Below are 24,864 nucleotides of genomic sequence, written 5' to 3' on the forward strand. Positions count from 1 at the left end.
TATTCAAGAATGCCGAACACATTCTTGCTGCGAGGTGCGCGTCATGCAATTGCACGACATACTTCTACTGCGCACCTCTGCAAGTCTACACTCCGTTTCGGTCGGCGCAAAACCATTGTCCACCGGACAATGTGCGCCCTGCCGGAGGCTATATGGTTCAGTATACCATATTTTTTATCAAATAATATATCTCGATCTTATTTATATTTTTCTTCTATGTTTCCCCTCATATATCATATTTTCCAATCTTCTTTTTCTCACTCATTCCTTGTTCTATCCAGTTAACTGGCGTATAGTTTAATTAAGATTTATATGTTTTGACATCCAAAGCAAATTAATAAAGAGGTATTTTTCATGCACAAAGATGACCAAATGACCCCTAAAGAACGGGCATTCGCCTTATTTTCCGGAAAACCGGTAGACCGTATGCCTATCAAATTATTTTCCCCATACATCGGTATGAACTTCGGAGTATCTTATCAAGAAGCTTTTGCAGAATCAAAATCTCGCGCCCACTGGCTCATTGAAAGCTATAAGCGTTTCGGTCAGGATGGATTAAGTGTAAACTATCGTCTGGATGGTATTCCAGTTGCATTCGGCGCCGAATCCACCTATGATCCATCCGGAATTCCTATCATCAAAAAATATATCGTGAAAGATTTTTCCGATATCAATCAACTGGATCTTGAGAAAATTCGTTTTGAAAATGATACAAATGCACAGACTACCTATGAGGCAGTTCAGATTATCCAAGACGAATTAAATGATGAGATTTTCACAGGAGTCGGGTTCATGGGACCATTTACGACTGCCGCAAACCTTGCCGGAACAGAGAAAATTCTCAAATCCATGAGAAAAGACCCAGAAGGGCTTCACAAATTTTTAGACTTTGCCGCTGACATTACTATCGAAGTTGGCCGCAAATTTGTAGAAAATCAGATTGGAATCGGCCTGGCTGAGCCTACTGCTTCCCTTCTGTCTCCAAAGCAGTTCCGCGAATTTGTCATTCCATATTACAAAAAAGTTATGGATAAATGGAAAGAATGGGGCAGCCACGGCGCTGGTTTCCACATCTGCGGTGATACAACAAGACTTCTTGAAACTTTCCCTGAGATGGGAATTCGCGGAGTCAGCATCGACAGCGCAGTAGATATTGCTGTTGCCAAAGAACTAGTCGGCGACAAGCTTTCTATTATGGGAAATGTCTCTCCAGTTGACATTCTGCAGGGAACTCCAGAATCTATAGAGCAAGCTGTCATCGAGTGCTTCCGCAAATGCTGGGATAATCCATGTGGATTTACCATTGCCCCAGGCTGTGACATCCCCGTACAGACATCCTTGGAAAACATTGATGCCTACATGCGCGCAGCAAGAAAATGTGCGAAATACCCGGTACAGCCGTCAAATTGGGAATAAAAATGTATTCGCAATATCCATAATTACATAATATACCACTTCAAAATGGGAGTTGCCATCTCTAGCATCTCCCATTTTTCATACTTAATCACTTTATTTTTTATTCTCTCTTACATGTCTTCACTTTTATTTACAATCCATGTAATAATTACATCCATATCGAATATCAAACGAAATATTTTTTTCTTTTAATTTTTCTTCTATATTCTTTTTATTACAATCACTTTCCATCTGATTAAGCGTTGCCAACAAACCTTCAATAACATTCGAAATTTGTTCTCTTGGAATTCCAATTGCCATTTCATCATCTTTCCATCCAGCGCGATGTCTGGTCCCAATACATAGCATTGATACATTCATATCTTTTGCCACATATGGCCTTGCTGTACTTTCAAGACAAAGTGCTTGATTTCCAATCATTCGAATTGCCTTTGGCATCCCATAAAAATATGCATATCCTTGTATAATTCTCATAGCATTATATGGATTTGTAACAATAATAGTAACATCTGGAAAATCATTTAATTGCTCAATTGGGGCAACAGAAACTCCAATATATCCCTTTTCCATATAACTTAATTGTTCCCTCACTTCACTAGAAAGTTTTGAACTATTATACAGTTTCAAACGAGCCCAATTCTCACCATGATCATTTCTAGAATCATCTACATCCATTCCCAATACTCTCGGTCCACTTTGACATTTAAAATCTGATTTTTTTGCTTTAATCATGTTGCCTTTTGTAGCTGCAGCAATCATCTGACAATAATTAATTGTTTTTTTTAAAGCTATTCCGTCTGCTTTATCATAATCATCTTCAGTTGCCAAAAAATTTATTCCAACTACTTTTCGCTCCAACTCCAATGCACAATACAGTTTATCCACTGTATGTTTCCATTTATTTTTCATTATTCCTTAACCTGATCATCACTTGTATAGAATTCAAATACATTCGGATATGTTTCATTAATTTTTTTCTGTACATCTGAATCACGCAAGCATTCTGCCATTGCTACTGCCCAGTCAGATTGAACATCATCACCCTTTGTTATTACACCCATTGGATAATTTACCATTACATTATCCCGTACTATATAGGAAGAAGGATCTTTTCCCGCAGCAGACATATGTGTAAACCAGCAACATGCTGCTGCCATATCCTCAAGAGCCGTAACCGTCTGAGCCTGTTCCATTTCTACAATTTCAAGATTCTTTGGATTATCAACAATATCTGCAACAGTAGCAAGGTCTACATCATCAGCTAATTTTATAAGTCCTGCCTCTTCCAAAATTTTTAAAGAAACGTCTTCATTTGTAGCATCGTTCATGACTGCAATCTGTGATCCTTCTGGTATCTCATCTACTGATTTATATTTTTCAGAATATAAACCGATACCAGTATACATTCCATATGGCTTTACCATATCCAAATCTGCTCCATTACTTTCATTATAGCTTAAAGCAAATTTCTTCTGCTGACCAAGCGACACATCCGTTTCCCCGCTGGCACAAGCCTCTAAGCAAACAGGGTTAGAATCAAATGATACAAATTCTGTCTTGTACCCTTCTGCTTCATACTTGTCTTTAAACGCTTCATAAAAAACTTCTGAAACAGCAGTCCCTGCTATTTTAATAACCTTTTTGTCTTCCGTTTTCTTTTCACTTTCCGTGGACTTACTTCCACATCCCGCTGCTAATGTGCCTACCATTGCCACTGCAAGCAACACTCCTAATAATCTTCTTTTCATTTTTAATCCTCCGTTTTATAAAATTATTTAGTTAATTTATATAACTTGTTGCCTATCCCCTGTATAAGCATAACAAGAAATATCAATATAATTACAATAAAGTACATAATCAAATAATCAAATCTTTGATAGCCATAGGTCAAAGCAACTGCTCCAAGTCCACCAGCCCCAACTGCTCCTGCCATCGCTGAAGTATTCAGCATATTAATCATCATAATCGTAAAATTAGATACTAACGTTGGTAATGCTTCCACAAGCATTACTTTAAATATAATTTGAAGTTTAGATGCACCAATTGAACGAGCCATCTTAATAAGTTGCGAATCAACAGTATTTAACGAATTTTCTGTCATTCTTGTTGCAAATGGAGTACTTCCAATTACAATTGCAAAAATGGCTGCTTGTACACCTATTTTAGTTCCGATAAAAAATCTTGTAATAGGTGCAATTGCAACTATTAAAATCATCATCGGAAAAGAACGAATAATATCTGTTATTTTAGCTAAAACACCGTGAATAATTGGGTGCGGTGATAAGCCATTTTTATCAGTCATCACAAGAATAATTCCTAAAAAAATACCAAAAAAAATTGAAAATATAGCTGATACCAATACCATTATTAAAGTATCTCCAATCGATGGTATAATAACAGATGACATATAACGCATCAGGTTTGTATTTTCTAGCTCCCTCGTAATTCCTATCATTTAAAAACCTCCCGACACTTTATATTGAGTATTAGTTTCATTTAAATATTTTTGAACTCCTACAAAATCTTCTATATCTAATGTAATTGAAATTCTTTGATTATCTTCTCCAATTAATTCTTTTAATTCCTTGGGTTTATTTTCAAAAATTTCTTTTACATTTCCAGTCAAAGAAACTTCTCCTTTATCCAAAATAGCCATTCTCTCACAAAGATTCTGTATAACATCCATTTCATGTGTAACAACAATAATTGTTATTTTAAATTTTTGTTGTAGATTTTTTAAAAGTCCCAAAATTGCTACTGTTGATTTGGGGTCTAACGCAGATGTGCATTCGTCACATAATAAATACTTAGGATTCATTACCAACGCTCTAGCAATAGCCACTCTTTGTTTTTGACCTCCACTCAATTCGGATGGTCTACATTTTAATTTGTCTTGAATACCAGTAAGTTCTGCTAACTCTTCTACGCGATTTTTAATCTCATTTTTAGGATATTTCCAACACTCCATAGGAAGCGCAATATTATGAAAAGCATCTTTTCTGCCAATCAAAGAAAAATTTTGAAATATCATTCCCATATTTTTACGAAACTGTCTCAGTTTAAGTTCAGATAAAGTTTCTAATTTGATACCATCAATTGCAATACTCCCCGATTGATATATTTCAAGACCTGTTAAACAATTCAAAAGAGTTGATTTTCCGACTCCGCTTGGACCAACCAATCCATATATTTCATTATCTTGTATCGTTAGATTTATATTTTTTAAAACAGAAATCCCTTTGAAGGATTTATTTAAATTTTTTACCTCAATCAATGTCTTTACCTCTTTTGTATAAATCGAAATCTTTTATCACTTTTATGGGAAATAATGTTTCGCATCTATACATATTTTTCTCTTCTTAACATGTTATGAATTTCCTCTTCGAAAGAATATATTCCTCTATTTTTATTTAATATAGAATTAAATTCTTTATTCTTAAGTATACTCTCGACTATATTTCCTTTCCAATTGTTTTTATTAATATTAAATTGTATTTATAGTTTTTTTCTATTCGCACATATTTTTTCTATTGCGATTTTTATTCCCTACTATTCGCATAATAGTTCTTTGTATTCCCCGTTTTATCCAAAAAATGGAATATAATTCCATAAGGAGGTATTATATGGACTATTTAAATTTCTTTTCCCAACGTTTAAATGAACTCCGTACGCAGAAGGGTGTTTCCGCGCGCGACATGAGTCTTTCTCTCGGTCAATGCGAGAGCTATATTAACAAAATAGAGAATCAGAAATCTCTTCCCTCCATGAATGTGTTTTTTTACATATGTGATTTTTTAGATATACATCCTAAAGATTTTTTTGATATGACATTAGAAAATCCGACAACAACTAACGAACTTTTTGAAAAGATATCGAAGCTTACACCTGAACAGCAACAACATTTTCTTTTCTTGATAGACGATCTTTTAAAGGCACAATAAAAGGGGCTGTCTGGAAATAGACAGTTCTAAACAGGGGCAGACATGACTCGCATGAGTCTTGTCTGCCCCTGAATTTATTTCTCAAAAAGAGAAAAAGATGGCTAACGACAACCATCTTTCTCTCCATTCCATGTTATAATGGAACTATGCAAAAACAAGATTATTATAACGACTTTTTTGAAATTGGGCATCAGAAAATTAACTTCAGTTTCTTCGAATTGAGTTTACCCGACGACGATCCTGTCTATACCCTGAAAAAAGTGATGGAGGAATTAGATTTTTCGGGACTGCTGGCCTGTTATTCGAATAAGGGAAGAACCGGGTATAACCCAATCATGCTGTATGCTGTTGTTACCTACGCTAACATGCGAGGAGTCAGGGCTGTTGACCGTATTGTAGATTTATGTCAGAGAGATCTTGCTTTTATCTGGCTGACCAAAGGGCAGAAACCCCAAAGGGATACTTTTTACGATTTTAAAGGGAAAAAGCTGACGGGAGAAGTCCTGCATGAACTGAATTACCAGTTCATGCGTCGCCTGGAGAAGGAAGGGCTTATCACACTGAAAGAACTCTACATCGATGGGACAAAGATCGAAGCAAACGCAAACAGATATACGTTCGTCTGGCGGGGCAGCCTCAACTATCATCTTGCCGGCCTGCTGGACACTATAGATGCCCTTTATGCAAAGTATAATACGTTTCTGCACGAGAACGGGTATGGGCCCAAATACGACCTGGGGGATGCCCGGATGTTTGTGATTGAAGGAATGGATAAAGTCAGGAAGGTCATCGAAGAAAACAGGAACCGGAAACTTACAAAACATAAGAAGATCTCCAATAACACCGTCATTGAGATTAATCATTGCTCCCCGCTTGAGATCCTGAAGCTGCAGAAGAACCTGATACGGATAGCCGAAGGAGAAGGGATTGGGTTCGTTTATGGGAAAGGAAAGCATAAGCCGGAAATCCAAAAGCTTTACGAGGAACTGGAAGAATGCGGAAGCCGCCTGATGGAATATAAGGAATGTTTTGAGATCATGGGGAAAGACCGCAACAGCTATTCCAAAACAGACCTGGAAGCAACGTTCATGCGGATGAAAGAGAACCATATGCTGAACGGTCGGTTAAAACCGGCGTACAATGTCCAGATCGCAGTAGAGAACTACTTCCTTATCCACGGATATGTGAGTAATGACCGGACAGACTATAATACGCTGATTCCGGTTTTAGAAAAGCACCAGAATGCGTTTGGCGATACACTGGAGGCAGTGACTGCCGACAGCGGCTACTGCAGTGAGAAGAACCTGCTGTATCTGAAAGAGAATGAGATCAAAAGCTTCATCAAGCTTCAGGATCATGAAAAGCGGAAGACACGGGCCTACAAAGAGGACATTGGGAAGTATTACAACATGACATACGAGGTTTTTGAGAATGAGCATTATTACATCTGCCGTGATGGAAGGGAACTTCGCTATATCCGGACGGAAAACAAAGAGCAGGATGGCTACACCCAGACGGTGGAGGTGTACGGGTGTACGGACTGTAGCGACTGCGAGCATAAATCCAAATGTCTTTATAAATACAATGAGGAAAAGAACCCAGACCGGAATAAAGTCATGAAGATCAATGAACGGCGGGAAGAACTAAAGGAAGAATCTAATGCGAATATCCAGAGTGAAGAAGGGATCCTGAAACGTCAGACACGGTCGATCCAGACAGAAGGGCATTTTGGAGATATCAAAGAGAACGAAAACTTCCGGCGGTCTAATTACCGTTCAGCGGAAAAAGTGTATAAAGAATTCATGCTGTATGCGATAGGCAGAAATCTCATGAAATACCATCGTTTTTTACATCATGAAATTGAGAAATACGAAGGGAAAAAAGGGCAAAAAACAGCTTAGCTGATGGAATGCTTCAAAAAATCCGGTCAAGGGGATTTTGCGCCCTGAAATAAGGATTACAAAAGGGAAGAGACAAGCCGTTGGAGAATTCAGGCCTTAAAAAAGTCCGAATTTTCTGGGATTGTCTCTTCCCTGCATGTCAGGGGCTAAAAATCGGTATTAACCGACAACTCCTTCAATCATTCTATCTACATTTTTATTTTAATGCATCCATAATCTCTTTGATCGTCTCCGGCTCCTCTTCCAGCGCAGACGCAATTTCATCTACAGATGCTCCCCGCGCCAGTTTCTTTTTCACCTGATCCATTACCTTTTGCTGTGCACCAAGTTTATATCCAGCCTCTTCTCCGAGCTTATATCCTTTTTCGTAGTTTTCTTCCCGTTCCATTCGAAGGTGTTTTTCTTCATCATATTCATAGATACTCACACTTTTCGCCTCCGCTCTCTGCCTGCTTAAAAATTCTGCAAGAATTCCTTCTTTAATGCATTCTGTGATCGCATGTTCAACTGCCAGTTCAATCGGCATCTCTTGTGCATATTGTCGAATACGTGCTGTATACTCTGCATAATCTCCCAAAGTCTTGCACATACGCTTCAGTTCATCGTTGAAGCCCGGATTAATGTTCAAAAGTGTCGCCCGTAACTCCAAGGATGGATTTTCTTCCTTTACCTTATATAATGCAGATAATTGAAGTTCTTCGCGCTCCGGACGTTTTTTCGCTCCATTATAAAATATAATAAATCTCGGTGCCGGCAACGCAACTGCAGTCTCTCCATACAGGTTCATATTCTTTGTCATTGCTGAATATACATCCGATATGTAAAGCATATAACGTAATGGAAGATTTGGGCTATACGTTGACTGATGCTCATATAATGAAACATAAAATCCGATCACAAACGAAATATCATTATGCATCGCCATATAGATCGCATTCTCCAGCGTATTAATCTCAAGTTCATCCGAATTCTTGTAATCTGTTCCATTTACCGCATTATACAGGCTTAGCAGTTCTTCTTTGTTACTAAAAATCATCTCAAAGATTCTGGCCTTGAAGCTTCGGTTTACTGGTGTCTGTGTAGCATTTACACACATAAGGTTCCTCCTTTTCATTTGAAATATCGCAGGAGATTCCAAATGAAAATATACCTTTCACCAACAACCGATCCCTTTTATCTGACATTTCTTCTGTTGGCTATATCTGCTCTTTTCTTCTCATCTCTCTGCTAGTTAATAGGGGTTTTTAAGCATTGCGATTTCTTCACCCCTGCCGCAGCAGAAAGGATACATTCAAGATATAGATAGATAAATTTGATAGAATGATTTGTCAGAAATATAATGCTTTGTATGTATACTAACACATAGGGTTTTCTTTGTCTACATTTAATTTTAGAAACAATTTCTTGACAACCTTTTCATTTTATTTCAATATAGTCATATATCACGGTTTGTCCGCGAATCCGGACATCTGAATTATTTAAAAAGGACTTTTAATATGATTAAAGATATGAATATTTTATACGAAGATACGCAGATTCTGGTCTGTGTCAAACCTGCCGGAGTTGCAACCCAAAGCAAACGCATCGGCTCCCCGGACATGGTGAGCCTTTTAAAAAATCATATCAGCATGACTTCTGGTAAATCCGGCGAGCCATACCTTGCCGTCATTCACAGACTAGACCAGCCGGTAAGTGGAATTCTCGTCTTCGCCAAGACGCCTGCTGCCGCAAAGGAACTGAACCGTCAGCTTACAACTTCCGGCTTCGGTAAGCATTACTATGCATTAGTTGCGGGAACGCCAGAACCACCATCTGCTGATTTAGAAAACTACCTTGTAAAAGATGCCAGAACAAATACTTCCAGAATCTGTCAGAAAGGTACTGCAGATGCCAAATTAGCAAAGCTTCATTATGATTTAGTTGATACTACATTTTTTGCTGATATTGCTTCCACAATTCCTGTCGCGACCAGTCAGCTAAAAATCAAGTTAGATACTGGACGCCATCATCAAATTCGTGTGCAACTTTCCGGTATGGGCTGCCCGATCATTGGAGATACAAAATATAATTCTGATACACCAAAACTTCCTACCGGACGCACGCCACTATGTCTATGCGCATACAGCCTTGAATTCAAACATCCTGTCACTAAAAAACAGATGACTTTTTCACTTGAACATTATGCATAAAACCAGAAGCTGGATATGCCTCCAATTACATATCCAGCTTCTTCGTTTCATTTTCTTTTTTCAATTTTCCTTAAGCTTCTGTTCGTATGTCCTCTATTCGCACAAACTAGATAACGGCTTCCTCAGGTGCCTCTTCTAATACTTTTTCGTAATTCTCGAGGATGATGCTTTGAATCTTTTCGCGAGTTCCGGAATTGATTGGATGAGCAATATCTCTGTATTCTCCATCCACTGCCTTTTTACTTGGCATAGCAATAAAAAGTCCTTTTTCCCCTTCAATAACTTTAATATCATGTACAACGAATTCTTCATCCATCGTGATTGATACTACTGCTTTCAATTTTCCTTCCTTCGCTACTTTTCTTACTCTTACATCTGTTATCTGCATGTTATTGCCCCTTTCTATCTAGGCGCACTGATCTTACAGTGCGTACCTCTCGTTCTTTTCGACAACCACTTTTATCCCGTTTGTTCCAACGTGACGTGTGTTGGCTCTGATTGTATCACGGCTTTCCACGATGCAGTTTTCAATGTAAGTATTATCCCCAAGATACACATCATTTAAAATAATTGAATTTTTGATTACACAGTTATTTCCCACAAATACCTGCTTAAATATTACGGAATTCTCCACAGTTCCGTTGATAATGCTTCCGCTTCCTACCAGACTGTTCTTGACAGATGCGCCCGGGTTATATTTTGCAGGAGGCAGGTCGCTGACTTTTGAATAAATTTCCGGATCTTGCTTGAAGAAATAGTTTCTTACTTCCGGCTTCAAGAAGTCCATATTAGTCTTATAATAAGCATCTACAGTTGCAATATTGCTCCAGTAATGATCAATCCTGTAACCATAGATCTTCTTCAGATTCTTATAACGGATCAGAACATCATTGACGAAGTCAAACCTTTCTTCTTCCGCTGCATGCTCAATCAGATCAATCAGTAATCTTCTTCTGATCACATAGATTCCTGTTGAAATCATGTTTGATTTTGTCACCATCGGTTTCTCTTCAAACTCTGTTATACGCATATCGTCATCCATTCGGATGGTTCCGAATCGGCTCACATCATCTGATGGATCCATCTCTTTGCATACTACCGTAACGTCAACCTTTTTGTCAATATGATACTGAAGAACTTTACCGTAATCCATTTTATATACCGCATCTCCGGATGCTATGACAACATACGGTTCATGACTCTTTTTCAGGAAATCCATATTCTGGTAAATGGCATCGGCCGTTCCGCGATACCAGTATCCATTATCATTTGTAATGGTCGGTGTAAATACGTACAGTCCACCCTGCTTTCTTCCGAAATTCCACCATTTTGAAGAATTCAAATGTTCATTTAAGGAACGGGCATTATATTGCGTCAACACCGCAACTTTCTGAATATGAGAATTCGTCATATTACTAAGTGCAAAATCAATGGATCGATAGCTTCCTGCAATTGGCATTGCTGCTACTGCTCTTTTGTGAGTCAGCTCTTTCATCCTGTTATTGTTACCGCCTGCTAAAATAATTCCTACTGCTCTCATGCTATCTCACCCGCCTTTATTAATGTTTCTCCACTTCCAAGTACTCCGTCCGGATAATCTTCTTTGTTCGTAATTCCACTGATTGCGGTGTTCTTACCAATCTGTACGTGATCCGGGATTACAGAATTCTCTCCGATCGTTACAAGTCCAAATGAATAGACTGCCGGTTTTAATGTATTCGGTTCTTCACTGCCAATTCCAAGAATCGCGCCTTCGTCAATCTTCGTATTCTCAGCTATGATAGATTTATCGATCACACAGCCTTTTCCAATCGTACAATCGCTCATGATGATTGAATCTCTCACTACCGCACCTTCTTCAATTGTGACTCCGGCACTGATAACACAATTATGTACCTCTCCATAAATCTCGCAGCCATTGCCGATAATGCTTCGGTCTATCACAGCATTCTCTGCAATGTACTGAGGCGGAAGTATAGCACTGTTAGTGTAAATCTTCCAAAATTCTTCATAAAGGTTAAATTCCGGTATAATATCGATCAGCTCCATATTAGCCTGCCAGTAAGATCCCAGTGTTCCAACATCTTTCCAGTATCCATTGTATTCATAAGCAAACAGGCGCTCACCCTTCTCATGACAATACGGAATGATATGCTTTCCAAAGTCACATCCAGGCTCGTCCTTCAATGCTACAAGAGCTTCTTTTAATGCTTTCCAGCTAAATATGTAGATTCCCATTGATGCCAGATTACTCTTCGGCTGTGGCGGTTTCTCCTGAAATTCTGTAATCTTACCGCTATCATCGGTGATTACAATTCCAAAACGGCTTGCCTCTTCTATCGGAACCGGCATAGCCGCAATTGTAACATCTGCATTGTTCTCCTTATGATAATCAAGCATCACCTGGTAATCCATCTTATAAATGTGATCTCCAGATAAAATTAATACATAATCTGGATGGAATGATTCCATGTATTCCAGATTCTGATAAATGGCATTCGCTGTACCTGTATACCACTCACTGCTTGTACTCTTCTCATATGGCGGAAGAATCGAAACACCACCAATGCTTCGATCCAAATCCCATGGAATACCTATCCCGATATGTGAATTCAAACGTAATGGCTGATACTGTGTCAATACACCTACAGTATCAATTCCTGAATTAATACAGTTACTTAGCGGAAAATCAATGATTCTGTATTTTCCACCAAATGCAACAGCCGGTTTCGCAACTTTTGATGTCAGAACACCAAGTCTGCTGCCTTGTCCTCCTGCCAGGAGCATTGCTATCATTTCCTTTTTCCTCATGTCTTCACCCCTTCTCAGTAGTCTGTGATAAATATTATACCATATATGTTCCATTTCGTGAACATATTTTACAAAACATTTGAATAATTTCTCCTCTTTTTATGAAAATATTACAAAAAATTGCGGGTTGGATTTTTTCTCATATATGTATATAATAATAAGTTAGAAAGAATTATTAATTGGATTGTGAAAGTGTGCCGCACAGAGCAATCCAACGATACTACAGACGGGATTTTTCCCAACACAATTTGCCTATATTATTATATATATGAGGAAGGAATCTTAATTATGTATAAAATTAATTTTGACCAGCCAGTACACGTACATTTTATCGGAATCGGCGGTATCAGCATGAGCGGACTTGCCGAGGTGCTTTTAGAAGAGAACTTTACTGTTTCCGGATCTGACAACAAAGAATCTGCTCTGACAGATCATCTTGAAAAAGCCGGTGCACAGATTTTCTATGGACAGAAAGCTTCTAATATTATAGATGGTATCGATGTAGTTGTATATACGGCTGCAATTCATAAAGACAATGAAGAATATCAGGCTGCAGTTCAAAAAGGACTCCCGATGCTGACACGTGCTGAACTTCTCGGACAGCTTATGACAAACTACGATATTCCAATCGCAGTTTCCGGAACTCACGGAAAAACAACAACAACTTCTATGATTTCACACATTCTTCTGGCCGGAGAGATGGATCCGACTATTTCTGTTGGTGGAATCTTAAAAGCAATCGGTGGAAATATCCGTGTCGGTAATTCCGAGATTTTTGTTACGGAAGCATGCGAATATACAAACAGTTTCCTTAGCTTCTTTCCTAAGATCAGTGTGATTCTGAATATTGACGAAGATCATCTGGACTTCTTCAAGGATCTGGAGGATATCCGCAACTCTTTCCACAGATTTGCAAAGCTGCTTCCAAAAGACGGAACACTTGTTATCAATGGTGACATTGATCGTCTGGATGAGATTACAGGAGATCTTGACTGCAAAATCGTAACTTACGGAACGAATCCTTCCGCAACTTATCATGCTGCAAATGTAACTCATGACGAACTCGGCGAAGCATCCTTTGACCTGGTAAAGAACGGTGAATTTGTAGATCGTATTTCCTTATCTGTAAGTGGAGACCATAATGTATCCAACGCACTTGCCGCACTTGCTGTTGCAGATCTTCTGGATGTAAATGTTTCCGTTGCCAAAAAGGGACTGAAAGAATTTCACGGTACAGACCGTCGTTTTGAATACAAGGGCGAGACTAATGGTGTGACGATCATTGATGACTATGCACATCATCCGACAGAGATTGCTGCAACACTGACTGCTGCGACCCATTATCCGCATCGTGAGATCTGGTGCATTTTCCAGCCTCATACTTATACACGTACAAAAGCTCTCTTCCCGGAATTCGTTGAGGCACTTTCACATACAGATCATGTGATCCTGGCTGATATTTATGCAGCAAGAGAAACGGATACTCTCGGAGTGTCTTCTAAACAGATTGCAGATGAATTGAAGGCAAAAGGATGCGATGCATACTACTTCCCAAGCTTTGAAGAAATAGAAAATTTCTGTCTGACACATTGTCAAAAAGGGGATGTGTTGATAACTATGGGAGCCGGAGACGTTGTAAACATTGGGGAAACGCTTCTTGGAAGATAGTTATCCACATTTTCCACAGATTTTTATCCACAAAAAACCCGATTTTTGCGTCAAAAATTTCTTTTTTAATGGTACTTCCGATGCTATAATAGCTGTGCAATGAAGCGAATGATACTTGAGGAGGACCTGAAAAGGCATGAGAAAATTAACACTTACAAACCACGTGCAGAGTGATACAACTGTACTGGAGAACGAATTTATCGATCATTATATGGCAGAGGCGAACGGGGAATACGTGAAGGTATACCTTATTCTTTTGCGCCATCTGAATGAGCCTTCAGGAACTCTGACAATTTCAAAGATTGCAGATTTATTAGATATTACAGAAAAAGATGTGATCCGTGCATTGAACTACTGGAAAAAGAAAGGGTTACTGGATTATGACATGCCTGTAGACGGAGAGGCTCCGGCGATTCCGGCACAGCCGCGTATGACAGAAGAACCATCTGCACCGGAACCGGCTGCTCCTTCTATTCAGCCGGCACCGACAACTACAGATGTATCCAGTATTGAGCAGTACCGCTCTCGTAAAGAGTTCAAAGAACTTCTTTTTGTTGCAGAGCAGTACCTTGGCAAGACGCTGTCCCATTCTGACGTAGAATCTATTACATATTTTTACGAGACTTTACATATGTCTGCAGATCTTATCGAATACCTGATCGAGTACTGTGTAGAGAACGGTCATACAAGCATGCACTATATTCAGAAGGTTGCTCTTTCCTGGTGTGAACGCCACATTAAGACGGTTTCTGAAGCAAAAGCAAGCTCTATGGCATACAATAAGAACTGCTATTCTATTCTCGGAGCTTTCGGCATTAAAGGACGCGCTCCTGCACCGTCTGAGATGGAATACATCAAGCGCTGGACTTCCGAATATGGGTTCTCTCTGGATCTGATCCTGAACGCATGCGCCAGAACTATGAACGCAATTCATCAGCCAAGCTTTGACTATACTGAATCTATTCTGAAAAAATGGCTGGAGCAAAGTGTTAAGAACATTCAGGATATCGAAACTCTGGATGCCGGATTTATCCGTGAAAAAGAAGCCCGTGAAAAAGAACGCCGTGAAAAAGAACTTCAAAGAAAAAGTGCCGCTAAAATCACACCGGCACCAACAAAGTTCAACAACTTCGAGAACCGTTCTTATGATATGAGCGATCTTGAGCGCAAGCTGTTACAGCAATAAACTATATAATAAGGAGCATTTTCGTCCATGGCATTATCAAATTCCCAGTACGATCAATTGATGCGCGATTATGAGCAATTACAACTGGATAACGAGCATGAACTTCGTCTTCGTTTTGATGAAGTTTATGCGAAGATTCCAAAGCTTCGCACAATTGATGACACTATTTCTTCTCTGAGTGTTGAAAAAGCAAAGAGACTGCTGGAAGGAGACGAAGATGCTCTTTCTTCATTTCATGAAAAGCTCCTGACATTAACTGGCGAAAAGCAGAAGCTTCTTACGTCTCACGGATTTCCATCTGATTATCTTGAAAAGCATTATCACTGTCCAGACTGTCAGGATACCGGATATATTGGGACACGCAAGTGCCACTGTATGAAAAAGGCAATTATCGAGCTTCTATATAACGGCTCGAACTTGAAAGGAATTTTAGAGCAGGAAAATTTCCACACATTTTCTCTGGACTACTATTCCAAAAGCCATATTGATCCGCTGACCGGAAGATCGGCAAGAGACGCCATTGAAACCGCACTTCGTGTCTGTCATCATTTTATTGATACATTTTCCAGTGAATTTCATAATATTCTTTTATATGGAGATACTGGTGTTGGAAAGACATTTCTCACTCACTGTATTGCAAAGGAATTAATGGATCACTCTTATTCAGTTATTTATTTTTCTGCAGCAGGGCTTTTTGATTTTCTTGCTAAGAATACTTTTGGTAAAAGAGATGAGATCGATGAAGATGCGCTCTCCCATATTTGCAGCTGTGACTTGCTAATTATTGATGATCTTGGCACAGAGCTCGCGAATAGCTTTACGGTTTCACAATTATTTGTTATACTTAATGAGCGAATCTTACGAAAGGAAGCGACAATCATATCTACGAATCTGTCGCTCGAAGATATAAAAGCAATTTATTCTGAACGAATTTTTTCACGTATCAGCAGCAGCTATTCTATGCTCCGTCTGACCGGTGACGATATCAGAATTCAAAAAAAATTATTAAACCTAGGAGGTACAAAAGATGTTACGCCGTAACGAACGTAATCTTGACAACATCCCTGCAGGAACACTTGGAATCATCGCAATTGATGGCTGCCAGGCGATGGGAAAGGAAGTCGATCATTTCATCACTACATGGCGCCATGAAGATGGACACAAATTCATGGATGATGTAGTATTCAGTGGATATCAGAGAGATTCTTATCTCGTAAATGCTCATGTACCACGTTTTGGTTCCGGGGAAGCCAAAGGTGTGATTGATGAGTCTGTCCGTGGTATGGATCTTTACATTTTGGTCGATGTCTGCAACTACAGCCTGACATATTCTATGAGTGGAAACACAAATCATATGTCACCAGATGATCATTATCAGAACTTAAAGAGAATTATCGCTGCTGTCGGTGGTAAAGCAAAACGTATCAACGTTATCATGCCGTTCCTCTATGAAAGCCGTCAGCATAAGAGAAGCTCTCGTGAGTCTCTGGACTGCGCACTCGCACTTCAGGAGCTGACACACATGGGCGTTGATAATATTATTACATTTGATGCACACGACCCTCGTGTACAGAACGCAATCCCGCTTTCCGGATTCGAGACAGTGCGTCCAACTTATCAGTTTGTAAAAGGATTATTAGATCGCTACGATGACTTGATCATCGACAGTGACCACATGATGGCGATTAGCCCAGATGAGGGTGCTACAGAGCGTGCTGTATATCTGGCAAACGTTCTGAACCTGGATATGGGTATGTTCTATAAGAGACGTGATTACACACGTGTGGTAAATGGACGCAACCCAATCGTTGCTCATGAGTTCCTTGGTTCTTCTGTAGAAGGAAAAGATGTTATTATTCTGGATGACATGATTTCTTCCGGAGACAGCATCCTGGATGTTGCAAAACAGTTAAAGAGCCGCAATGCAAAACGTATTTTTGCAGCTGCTACATTTGGACTCTTTACAAATGGACTGGATAAGTTCGATGAAGCCTATGAAAGTGGTCTGATTGATGGAGTCTTAACAACGAATCTGATTTACCAGACACCGGAACTTCTTTCCAGACCTTATTATATCAACTGTGATATGAGTAAATATGTTGCTCTTATGATTGATACTCTGAACCACGACGGATCTATCAGTGATATTCTGGATCCTAGTGAGAGAATTCAGGTATGCGTTGAGGAATACAAGAAAGCTCACGGTCAGTTATAACAGCTGCGTCTGTTCAAGAATGCCTCGGCATTCTTGCTGCGAGGTGCGCGTCATGCAATTGCATGACATACTTCTACTGCGCATCTCTGCAATTCTGCCGGAGGCTATATCAGCTGGGGGATTGACTCCCAGCTGATATAAAAAGCAGATAAGTGAATGTAGTTCAAAAATTTTACATTCATTCATCTGCTTTTTGTCTACTGTAATTTTATATAATTACAATTTTTAACTCCCATTTCGGAAAGTATCTTCATCTCTCTTTTCTGACAGGTGAACAATAATACCTGTTTTCCACTTTTTGCAAGCCATTCCATCACACTTTCCAGCCGTTCCTCGTCATAACTTACAAATGTATCATCCAAAATCACCGGAAGTTCTTCTTCTAACAGCACTTCTGATGCTGCCATTCGAAGTGCAAAATATACCTGCTCTGCTGTTCCCTGGCTGACTCTTGCAATATCTACTTTGCGCCCTTCACTCAGTAAGCTGATATTTAATCCTTCTTCTACATTTAATCGGGTATATTTCCCTTCTGTAATAAATTCCATAATCTCTGAAACCCGGTCATTTAATTTTCCCCGAAGCTTCTTCTGCATCTCTCCAGAAAGTTCCTGAATTTTATCAATCGCAAGCTGTCTTGCCTCCGCCTGGACATTTAGAATTCTCTCCTCATCACTGATTCCGTCTAACTCTTCCAGGTCCTCCTTTAGATTGGAATAACGTACCCGCTTATCCCCAAGCTCCAACGCATTTCTCTCCAGTTCCCATTTCAGACGGTCTGTAGGAATCTTCTCCTCTTGAGGTGTAATCTCCTCCAAAATTTTTTCTGGCTCTGTCTTCTCAACTTTTTTACTGATCTTCATCCGGTTCCACACATAGATGCTGGAAAGCAATACTAAAATAATTGCGACCAGATAATTCCACGGACGTTTCAAAAGCCATACACACAGAACCACTGCCAGTACCGCTGCCAATATTTCCAATGGATGTACTCTCCATTTAGATGGCCGTATCTCATCTATCATGTGTTTGGGTTCTTCTTCATCCTGCTTAAGCAACAGCCTGGATTCTCGCTCCCGCACTTTTCTAAACGCAATCTCTTCTTCCAGATGTGCCTGTTCTTCTTCCAGTTTATGAATATCACGCCACACATAAGACATTTCCTGAGAAATGTGTTCTCTTTTATCCTGGCGTTTTTCCATTTGCTTTTGCATCTCATGCAAACTTTCTTTTTTCTGCTCTTTCAAATAATCTATAGCTGCCGCCAGATCAAGTTCCCCATCTCCGGTCGCATAATAATTAGATGCATAATTTTTCAATTCCTCAGAGAGCGTCATTCCAGGCTTTACCCTCATCTGTGCCATAGCCATCGTATCATCATAAATTTGTGGACTCAAATCACCCATGAGCATCTGAAGATCTCCATCTTTCACAGACAATTCTTCTGCATCTTCCAGACAGACAAGCGTCTCATTTTTCCCATATCGGTCAAAATTTCTGGACAGAAGAAATTCCTTATCTCCTGATTCAAATTTCATTTCCCCACAATAATAATTCGGATTTTCCCACGGTTCATATCTGGAAAATGCATCCTGCGCCGCAGCTCTTCCACGCCCTCGTTCCAACCCAAAAAGCATAGCTCTGATAAACGTATAAAGGGTAGACTTTCCAGACTCATTTTCTCCATATATCACATTCATTCCATCTGAAAAATGAATTTCTTTATTTGTAAACTTTCCAAAGTTCTTAAGTCTCAACTCTTTGATTTTCATATTAGCCTCTTCTTGTCTCCATCAATGCCCGCACTCCCTCACAAAGCACCTGATGTTCCAGACTATTCTCAGGATACTGTTCCAGCTCTGCCACAAATGCCCCAAGAATATTTCCCTTATTTGCTTCTTTCAACTTATCGAACTGATACGCCGGTCGTGTCTGATCTGTAATCTCGATCACATTTCCATATGGATCCAGCGTGTCCACGTTGTAAGAAATTTCCGGGTCACGCATTCCGTCCAGAATAATCTTGTAAATATTTTCCTTTCCTTTTTCATCTATAACTTTCGCAACTGTCTCTTTTAGTTCATGCTCTGTCATAGAAGGATTTACTTCGATCGTCTGATGTATGTAAGATCTCATTGCAAATGGTACGAATCTTATCCTGCATCCCTTGGTCGTAATCTCTCCGTAAATGTATCCGTGCGCTCCAGTATCGTTTTTATCGATTGGCTCCAACGCTCCGGCGTAAGCAATTTTATCCGGACAGATAATCTGCGGTTTATGGATGTGCCCCATTGCAATATAATCATAACCAAGCCCCAGCAGATTTTCTTTCTTTATCGGAATATGGCTGTCATCTCCTCCGTGCGCAAGCAAAATCTCATATGGCTGTCGCCGCTGTGCAAATGCATCACAATAGCATTCCTCTGTAATCTGTTTCGTATCATAGCTCATGCCATAGATTGCCAGACTGTATGCTGGAAATTCCACGCATTGAATCTCCCTGTCCAGAATCATATGCACATTTTTTGGCCACTGAAACGTCCGATAATAAGAATCTCTCTTCAGATAATCATGGTTTCCTGCAATGATAACCACCTCAGTCATGGTCAGTTTTGAAAAAAGATAATCCAGTTCTTTTAGTTCCCGTCTGAGCGGCTGCCTGTGAAACAAGTCGCCTGCAATCAGAAGCATTTCCACATGCTTACTTTCACAGACTTCGAGTACTCGTTCAAGACTGGTCCATATCTCCTTTTCCCGCTTTTCCTTTCGGGAGCTTCCAATGTACGGGTCTGCCCCCAAATGTATGTCTGCGATGTGTATGAATCTCATTTTTACTCCCCTCTTCATTTTCTTCCAGTTCATTTTCCGACGGCAGCATCACAATAAATCGCGTGTGCAGATCATCACTTTTCGCCATGATCTGTCCATCATGTAATTCCACAATCTCTTTTGCAATCGCAAGACCAAGTCCTGCTCCTCCGGTTCCGGTCGACCTGGAATTATCTACCCGGTAAAATTTTTCAAAAATCGTCTGCAGCATATCTCCCGGAATCCGGTCTCCGCTGTTTGTAAATGTAATCTCGATTTTATTATTTTTCATTCTGGCCTGAATCTCAATTTTGGTATCCTCATAACAATATGCAATGGCATTTCTCAAAATATTATCAAAGACACGGGCAAGCTTGTCCGGATCGCCGTAAACTTCCAGATTCTCTTCCACATCCACATCACAAGTAAGCTTTTTTTCCTGAAGTACGCCATAAAGTTCGTCTGCAATCTGCTCCAGCATCATAGTCAAGTTGATCTTCACCGACTCCAGCTCGATATTCTGCAAATTGTACCTTGTAATGTCAAAAAACTCATTAATTAATTCACCGAGACGATTGGATTTCTCCAGAGCAATATGAATATATTTCTTTCGCTCCTCCTCCGGCATCTTTGGATATCCGTCCAGCATACTTAAGTAAGCCACAATAGAAGTCAAGGGTGTCTTTAAATCATGCGCCAGAAACAACACCAGATCATTTTTTCGTTTCTCGCCTTCCACTGACTCCAACTCCTGCCGTTTCAGGGTAGCTTTAATCTCATTTAATCGAATCTCAATCGGTTTCAATTCTGTGATCAGGTGAATCGGTTCCGTAGATTCCGACAGAATATTTTCAATTCCCTCTCCCACCTGGTCCAGATACTTTGTCATTTTCGAAAGTGCCACATAGAAAAAAAGAGCAAACAAAAGCAAAAAGCCTACAACCATGAAAAATGTCTTGTTATCTCCTATCAATTTCCAATACAGGCTCCGTGCAGTCGGTTCACTCACTTGCAGTTTCGTCATTATTTTTACAAAATTCCTGGCGAAACTGTCATTATAAATTCCATCGATCACATAATTCAGCAAAAATCCACCCACCAGAACTGTCAGTGCCGTAACAAGCACCGTCTGCAAGAGAATACTGAATTTTAATTTACGATAATTATTCTTCAACCTTATATCCAACTCCCCATACAGTCTTAATGAAATCAGATTTTCCGGTAGGTCCATTCATTTTTTCCCGCAGATGCCGGATATGAACCATGACCGTATTGTTGCTGTTCTTATAGCATTCTTCCTTCCAAACCTTGTGGAATAACTCCTCAGAACTAATAACCTTGCCTCGGTTCTCACAGAGCAGCCACAGAATATCAAACTCAATCGGTGTCAGTGTCAGCGGCACTTCATTGTAAGTACACTCATGAGACTGCCGGTTCAGGAACAGACCGCCAAAATCAATCACATCCCCCTCGTCCTTCGTACCCTCATTGTACTGCGTATAGCGTCGAATCTGTGCTTTCACCCTGGCAACCAGCTCCAATGGATTGAAAGGCTTTGGAATATAATCATCAGCACCAAGTGTCAGACCCGTGATCTTATCCATATACTCCGTCTTCGCTGTCAACATAATCACAGGAAATGTATATTTCTCCCGAACCTGCTTCAAAATCTGGAATCCGTCCACATCCGGAAGCATGATATCCAGAATCGCAAGATCAATCTTCGTACTGGCAATACAATCAAGTGCTTCCTGACCCGTATAAAATTTCAGCACATTATACTGATCATTCTTCAAGTATAACTCGATAACATCAGCAATCTCTTTCTCATCATCCACTACTAAAATATTCATACAATTCTCCTCTTTTTCAATTGGGGACGGGGTTTTTTCAAAAAAACCCCGTCCCCAATTGAACTTTAACCTGTCCCTTTCTGATTGTGTCAAACATTTTCTACAATTTCAGGGGCTATTTTTCTGTTATAACTCGCAGTTATTTACTGTTCTTGGGAATGGTACTACGTCACGGATATTGCCCATTCCTGTCAGATACATGATGCATCTCTCGAATCCAAGTCCGAATCCGGCATGTCTTGTGGATCCGTATTTTCTAAGATCCATGTAGAATCCGTAATCTTCTGTCTTCATTCCGAGTTCTTCCATGCGTGTTGCAAGCTTCTCGTAATCGTCTTCTCTCTGGCTTCCTCCGATGATCTCACCGATTCCTGGTACGAGGCAATCGACTGCTGCCACGGTCTTTCCATCTGGGTTCTGTTTCATGTAGAATGCTTTGATATCTTTCGGATAATCTGTTACAAATACTGGGCGTTTGTATACTTCCTCTGTCAGATAGCGCTCGTGCTCTGTCTGAAGATCGATTCCCCATGATACTTTGAACTCGAATTTATCGTTGTGCTTCTTTAGAATCTCAATTGCATCTGTGTATGTGATTCGTGCAAATTCAGATGTTGCAACGTTGGTCAGTCGATCGATCAGCCCTTTGTCTACAAATGAATTGAAGAAGTTCATCTCTTCCGGTGCGTTTTCCATCACATAATTGATGACATATTTTAACATGTCTTCTGCAAGGTCCATGTCGTCCTCCAGATCTGCAAATGCCATCTCAGGCTCTAACATCCAGAACTCTGCCGCATGTCTTGTTGTGTTGGAGTTCTCTGCGCGGAATGTAGGTCCAAATGTATAAACATTTCCAAATGCCTGTGCATATGTCTCTGCATTTAACTGTCCGCTTACGGTAAGGCTTGTCTCTTTTCCGAAGAAATCCTGTGTATAATCTACTGCACCATCTTCTGTCTTCGGTACATTTTCCATGTCCATCGTTGTTACGCGGAACATCTCTCCGGCTCCTTCACAATCACTTCCTGTAATGATCGGTGTATGTACATACACGAATCCTCTCTCCTGGAAAAATTTGTGAAGTGCGTATGCCGTCAGGGAACGAACACGGAATACTGCCTGGAATGTGTTTGTTCTCGGTCTTAAATGTGCGATCGTACGAAGGTACTCAAAGCTGTGACGCTTCTTCTGAAGCGGATAATCTGGCGCGGAAGCGCCTTCTACTGTTACAGTCTTCGCCTGAATCTCAAATGGCTGTTTTGCCTGTGGTGTTGCAACCAGTGTACCTGTTACAACAACAGCTGCTCCTACATTGAGTTTGGAAATCTCCTCAAAGTTCTCCATATCATCATGATATACGACCTGAAGTGGTGTAAAAAATGTTCCATCATTGATGACAATAAAGCCAAATGCTTTGGAGTCGCGGATACTTCTTACCCATCCCCCAACGGTAATTTCTTTATCCAGGTATGCTTCCTGATTCTTGTATAATTCGCGAATTTTAATTAAATTCATACCAAATACTCCTTCTACTGTCTTAAAAATACTTTCTTCTGACGCCATGCATAGGAAATGCACCTTCCTATTATACAAAGAAATGTGTCAGATGCCATATATCGTTTATTATAGCACAGAAGTTGTGATTACCCAACCCCTGACTCGTGCGATTATTTACAATTCACCCAATTCGCCGATTACTCACCGATTATCTCACAGATTATTTACAATATCTTATTTACAATATTTACGATACTTACGATTATTTACAATTTATGACTGATTTATGTCTCAATTAGTTATTCACTCCATGATGCGCTACGAAGCTATCACGATCCAGTGCTTTAAATGTATATCCCAGTGACTGATAATGTTCTATAATCTGTGGCAATGCCTCCACAGTCGTCTGTTTTCCATGGGAATCATGACAAAGTAAAATGATGTTGTTAGAATCAAAGCTCGTTGCCTGCGCCACCAGTTCTTCGGTCGTTCTCACAGACCCATCGCCGGAACTTCCGTTCCAGTCATAATACTGATATCCACGGTTTTGTACTTCCTGCACAAGCGTGGACATGATTCCTGCTGTATATTTCTTTGATACAGTATTTGATGATCCACCCGGAAAACGGATAAAACATGGTACATAGCCGATCTCTTCCTGTACCATCTGCCCAATCTGATCCAGATCCTGAAAATACGCATCAACCGATGCATAAACCTTAGCATAATCATGTGAATATGTATGCATTCCAATTGTATGTCCCTTGTCATACGCAGCCTTTATCATATCTTTGTATTCCGGCATCTCACCTGTCACAAAAAATGTTGCCTTTGCATTATATTTATCCAGAATATCCAGAACTGCCTGTGTATTATCTGATGGTCCGTCATCCAATGTCAGATACACGATTTTCTCATCGGACTGTTCTGTCGTTCCGACTGAAACTCCCGGCTGCACTGCAAAATTACTACGGTCAGGAACTGACGCGTCTCTATCATCAGTCTCCTCTTCCGTATCCTCCGTCTCTTCTTCTATCTCATTTTCTTTCTGCGCAGCTTGGGGTGTCTGCTCTGTCTTTTTCGCCTTCTGATTATGAATCTTCGCAGCCTCTTTTACACTTTTATCTCTCTGAATAAAAATTGCCACTGCTGCCATGATCAGCAGTACAAGAATAATCATTTCTATTGCTACTATTTTATTTCTTTTACCACCCTTGTTTTTCTTTCCGTTATCATTTTTTCCGGTCTTTTCTTCTCTATCTGACATATATCCTCCTATTTTGTTTCACAAATCTATTGTTTCAAACCTTTTTGACCCTAATATCATTATATGCGACATAGCCACTTCTATCAAGACTAACTATTTGTATCCCCCG

The 24,864-nt window shown here is 39.9% G+C and carries 22 protein-coding genes; 8 read left to right on the forward strand and 14 right to left on the reverse strand.

Annotated features, from left to right (window positions below):
- Positions 1-354 precede the first annotated feature (354 nt).
- Positions 355-1,416 carry a uroporphyrinogen decarboxylase family protein gene (locus C7E02_RS16920; protein WP_105310225.1) on the forward strand — a complete coding sequence of 354 codons (1,062 nt, stop codon included), beginning with the start codon at positions 355-357 and terminating at the stop codon, positions 1,414-1,416.
- 126 nt (positions 1,417-1,542) lie between these two features.
- Here the strand turns inward: C7E02_RS16920 and C7E02_RS16925 are convergent, their stop codons facing one another.
- Genes C7E02_RS16925 through C7E02_RS16940 form a run of 4 tightly spaced genes read right to left on the reverse strand, consistent with a single transcriptional unit; the run spans position 1,543 to position 4,690 of the window.
- Positions 1,543-2,325 carry a DUF169 domain-containing protein gene (locus C7E02_RS16925; protein ID WP_105310226.1) on the reverse strand — a complete coding sequence of 261 codons (783 nt, stop codon included), beginning with the start codon at positions 2,323-2,325 and terminating at the stop codon, positions 1,543-1,545.
- Complete coding sequence (locus tag C7E02_RS16930; protein ID WP_105310227.1) at positions 2,325-3,164, reverse strand: MetQ/NlpA family ABC transporter substrate-binding protein; 840 nt, start codon at positions 3,162-3,164, stop codon at positions 2,325-2,327. Before C7E02_RS16930 ends, C7E02_RS16925 begins: the two co-directional genes overlap by 1 nt.
- Before the next feature lie 23 nt (positions 3,165-3,187).
- Positions 3,188-3,871 (reverse strand): methionine ABC transporter permease, encoded by a 684-nt coding sequence (locus tag C7E02_RS16935; RefSeq protein WP_005337359.1) that lies wholly within the window; start codon positions 3,869-3,871, stop codon positions 3,188-3,190.
- Positions 3,872-4,690, reverse strand: a complete 819-nt coding sequence (locus tag C7E02_RS16940; protein WP_005337361.1) for a methionine ABC transporter ATP-binding protein — start codon at positions 4,688-4,690, stop codon at positions 3,872-3,874.
- A 349-nt stretch (positions 4,691-5,039) separates the two neighbouring features.
- On the opposite strand from C7E02_RS16940, the gene C7E02_RS16945 reads away from it, so the two are divergent.
- Positions 5,040-5,357 carry a helix-turn-helix domain-containing protein gene (locus C7E02_RS16945; protein ID WP_005337362.1) on the forward strand — a complete coding sequence of 106 codons (318 nt, stop codon included), beginning with the start codon at positions 5,040-5,042 and terminating at the stop codon, positions 5,355-5,357.
- A 146-nt stretch (positions 5,358-5,503) separates the two neighbouring features.
- A complete protein-coding gene (locus C7E02_RS16950) occupies positions 5,504-7,258 on the forward strand; it encodes an IS1182 family transposase (RefSeq protein WP_105310228.1) in 1,755 nt (584 codons plus the stop codon).
- A 196-nt stretch (positions 7,259-7,454) separates the two neighbouring features.
- On the opposite strand, the gene C7E02_RS16955 is transcribed toward C7E02_RS16950, so the two are convergent.
- Positions 7,455-8,354: a hypothetical protein gene (locus C7E02_RS16955; RefSeq protein ID WP_005337365.1), complete on the reverse strand. Its 900-nt coding sequence runs from the start codon at positions 8,352-8,354 to the stop codon at positions 7,455-7,457.
- Between the two features lie 400 nt (positions 8,355-8,754).
- Between C7E02_RS16955 and C7E02_RS16960 the strand changes: the two genes are divergently transcribed.
- Entirely contained in the window at positions 8,755-9,447 is a 693-nt protein-coding gene (locus tag C7E02_RS16960) for an RluA family pseudouridine synthase (protein WP_005337366.1), read from the forward strand.
- Between the two features lie 106 nt (positions 9,448-9,553).
- Here C7E02_RS16960 and spoVG read toward each other — a convergent pair whose 3' ends face one another.
- From spoVG to C7E02_RS16975, 3 genes are read right to left on the reverse strand one after another with little or no spacing between them, the layout of a single operon-like run.
- Entirely contained in the window at positions 9,554-9,835 is a 282-nt protein-coding gene (spoVG, locus tag C7E02_RS16965; RefSeq protein WP_005335177.1) for a septation regulator SpoVG, read from the reverse strand.
- A 33-nt stretch (positions 9,836-9,868) separates the two neighbouring features.
- The gene (gene glgD / locus C7E02_RS16970; RefSeq protein WP_105310229.1) at positions 9,869-10,987 is read right to left on the reverse strand and encodes a glucose-1-phosphate adenylyltransferase subunit GlgD; all 1,119 of its coding nucleotides are present in this window, start codon (positions 10,985-10,987) and stop codon (positions 9,869-9,871) included.
- Complete coding sequence (locus tag C7E02_RS16975) at positions 10,984-12,258, reverse strand: glucose-1-phosphate adenylyltransferase (protein ID WP_005337368.1); 1,275 nt, start codon at positions 12,256-12,258, stop codon at positions 10,984-10,986. Before C7E02_RS16975 ends, glgD begins: the two co-directional genes overlap by 4 nt.
- A 288-nt stretch (positions 12,259-12,546) precedes the next feature.
- Here C7E02_RS16975 and murC point away from each other — a divergent pair, with 288 nt between their 5' ends.
- From murC to C7E02_RS16995, 4 genes are all read left to right on the forward strand, one after another.
- Positions 12,547-13,926 (forward strand): UDP-N-acetylmuramate--L-alanine ligase, encoded by a 1,380-nt coding sequence (murC, locus tag C7E02_RS16980; protein ID WP_022279471.1) that lies wholly within the window; start codon positions 12,547-12,549, stop codon positions 13,924-13,926.
- A 136-nt stretch (positions 13,927-14,062) separates the two neighbouring features.
- A complete protein-coding gene (locus C7E02_RS16985) occupies positions 14,063-15,112 on the forward strand; it encodes a DnaD domain protein (protein ID WP_029730513.1) in 1,050 nt (349 codons plus the stop codon).
- 27 nt (positions 15,113-15,139) lie between these two features.
- Positions 15,140-16,153: an ATP-binding protein gene (locus tag C7E02_RS16990; protein WP_005337372.1), complete on the forward strand. Its 1,014-nt coding sequence runs from the start codon at positions 15,140-15,142 to the stop codon at positions 16,151-16,153.
- Positions 16,140-17,327 carry a ribose-phosphate pyrophosphokinase gene (locus tag C7E02_RS16995; RefSeq protein WP_005335161.1) on the forward strand — a complete coding sequence of 396 codons (1,188 nt, stop codon included), beginning with the start codon at positions 16,140-16,142 and terminating at the stop codon, positions 17,325-17,327. The genes C7E02_RS16990 and C7E02_RS16995 overlap by 14 nt, the downstream gene beginning before the upstream one ends.
- A 197-nt stretch (positions 17,328-17,524) precedes the next feature.
- Here the strand turns inward: C7E02_RS16995 and C7E02_RS17000 are convergent, their stop codons facing one another.
- The 6 genes from C7E02_RS17000 to C7E02_RS17025 form a co-directional block, all read right to left on the reverse strand.
- Positions 17,525-19,099, reverse strand: coding sequence for an ATP-binding protein (locus C7E02_RS17000; protein ID WP_005337374.1), 1,575 nt, complete (start codon positions 19,097-19,099; stop codon positions 17,525-17,527).
- Position 19,100: 1 nt separating this feature from the next.
- A complete protein-coding gene (locus C7E02_RS17005) occupies positions 19,101-20,156 on the reverse strand; it encodes a metallophosphoesterase family protein (protein ID WP_081472114.1) in 1,056 nt (351 codons plus the stop codon).
- Positions 20,056-21,309: a sensor histidine kinase gene (locus tag C7E02_RS17010; RefSeq protein ID WP_022279474.1), complete on the reverse strand. Its 1,254-nt coding sequence runs from the start codon at positions 21,307-21,309 to the stop codon at positions 20,056-20,058. Before C7E02_RS17010 ends, C7E02_RS17005 begins: the two co-directional genes overlap by 101 nt.
- Positions 21,299-21,988 (reverse strand): VanR-ABDEGLN family response regulator transcription factor, encoded by a 690-nt coding sequence (gene vanR, locus C7E02_RS17015; RefSeq protein ID WP_105310230.1) that lies wholly within the window; start codon positions 21,986-21,988, stop codon positions 21,299-21,301. Before vanR ends, C7E02_RS17010 begins: the two co-directional genes overlap by 11 nt.
- 126 nt (positions 21,989-22,114) lie before the next feature.
- Entirely contained in the window at positions 22,115-23,506 is a 1,392-nt protein-coding gene (asnS, locus tag C7E02_RS17020; protein WP_005337387.1) for an asparagine--tRNA ligase, read from the reverse strand.
- Positions 23,507-23,783: 277 nt separating this feature from the next.
- The gene (locus C7E02_RS17025; RefSeq protein ID WP_005337389.1) at positions 23,784-24,755 is read right to left on the reverse strand and encodes a polysaccharide deacetylase family protein; all 972 of its coding nucleotides are present in this window, start codon (positions 24,753-24,755) and stop codon (positions 23,784-23,786) included.
- Between the last annotated feature and the right edge of the window lie 109 nt (positions 24,756-24,864).

Source organism: Dorea sp. Marseille-P4042 (assembly GCF_900290215.1).
Taxonomy (GTDB): Bacteria; Bacillota; Clostridia; order Lachnospirales; family Lachnospiraceae; genus Dorea; species Dorea formicigenerans.

Excerpts from the sequence above, each read along its gene's own strand:
- C7E02_RS16920 (WP_105310225.1), top strand. The coding sequence starts at position 355 with ATGCACAAAGATGACCAAATGACCCCTAAAGAACGGGCATTCGCCTTA.
- C7E02_RS16925 (WP_105310226.1), bottom strand. The coding sequence starts at position 2,325 with ATGAAAAATAAATGGAAACATACAGTGGATAAACTGTATTGTGCATTG.
- C7E02_RS16930 (WP_105310227.1), bottom strand. The coding sequence starts at position 3,164 with ATGAAAAGAAGATTATTAGGAGTGTTGCTTGCAGTGGCAATGGTAGGC.
- C7E02_RS16935 (WP_005337359.1), bottom strand. The coding sequence starts at position 3,871 with ATGATAGGAATTACGAGGGAGCTAGAAAATACAAACCTGATGCGTTAT.
- C7E02_RS16945 (WP_005337362.1), top strand. The coding sequence starts at position 5,040 with ATGGACTATTTAAATTTCTTTTCCCAACGTTTAAATGAACTCCGTACG.
- C7E02_RS16950 (WP_105310228.1), top strand. The coding sequence starts at position 5,504 with ATGCAAAAACAAGATTATTATAACGACTTTTTTGAAATTGGGCATCAG.
- C7E02_RS16955 (WP_005337365.1), bottom strand. The coding sequence starts at position 8,354 with ATGTGTGTAAATGCTACACAGACACCAGTAAACCGAAGCTTCAAGGCC.
- C7E02_RS16960 (WP_005337366.1), top strand. The coding sequence starts at position 8,755 with ATGATTAAAGATATGAATATTTTATACGAAGATACGCAGATTCTGGTC.
- spoVG (WP_005335177.1), bottom strand. The coding sequence starts at position 9,835 with ATGCAGATAACAGATGTAAGAGTAAGAAAAGTAGCGAAGGAAGGAAAA.
- glgD (WP_105310229.1), bottom strand. The coding sequence starts at position 10,987 with ATGAGAGCAGTAGGAATTATTTTAGCAGGCGGTAACAATAACAGGATG.
- C7E02_RS16975 (WP_005337368.1), bottom strand. The coding sequence starts at position 12,258 with ATGAGGAAAAAGGAAATGATAGCAATGCTCCTGGCAGGAGGACAAGGC.
- murC (WP_022279471.1), top strand. The coding sequence starts at position 12,547 with ATGTATAAAATTAATTTTGACCAGCCAGTACACGTACATTTTATCGGA.
- C7E02_RS16985 (WP_029730513.1), top strand. The coding sequence starts at position 14,063 with ATGAGAAAATTAACACTTACAAACCACGTGCAGAGTGATACAACTGTA.
- C7E02_RS16990 (WP_005337372.1), top strand. The coding sequence starts at position 15,140 with ATGGCATTATCAAATTCCCAGTACGATCAATTGATGCGCGATTATGAG.
- C7E02_RS16995 (WP_005335161.1), top strand. The coding sequence starts at position 16,140 with ATGTTACGCCGTAACGAACGTAATCTTGACAACATCCCTGCAGGAACA.
- C7E02_RS17000 (WP_005337374.1), bottom strand. The coding sequence starts at position 19,099 with ATGAAAATCAAAGAGTTGAGACTTAAGAACTTTGGAAAGTTTACAAAT.
- C7E02_RS17005 (WP_081472114.1), bottom strand. The coding sequence starts at position 20,156 with ATGAGATTCATACACATCGCAGACATACATTTGGGGGCAGACCCGTAC.
- vanR (WP_105310230.1), bottom strand. The coding sequence starts at position 21,988 with ATGAATATTTTAGTAGTGGATGATGAGAAAGAGATTGCTGATGTTATC.
- asnS (WP_005337387.1), bottom strand. The coding sequence starts at position 23,506 with ATGAATTTAATTAAAATTCGCGAATTATACAAGAATCAGGAAGCATAC.
- C7E02_RS17025 (WP_005337389.1), bottom strand. The coding sequence starts at position 24,755 with ATGTCAGATAGAGAAGAAAAGACCGGAAAAAATGATAACGGAAAGAAA.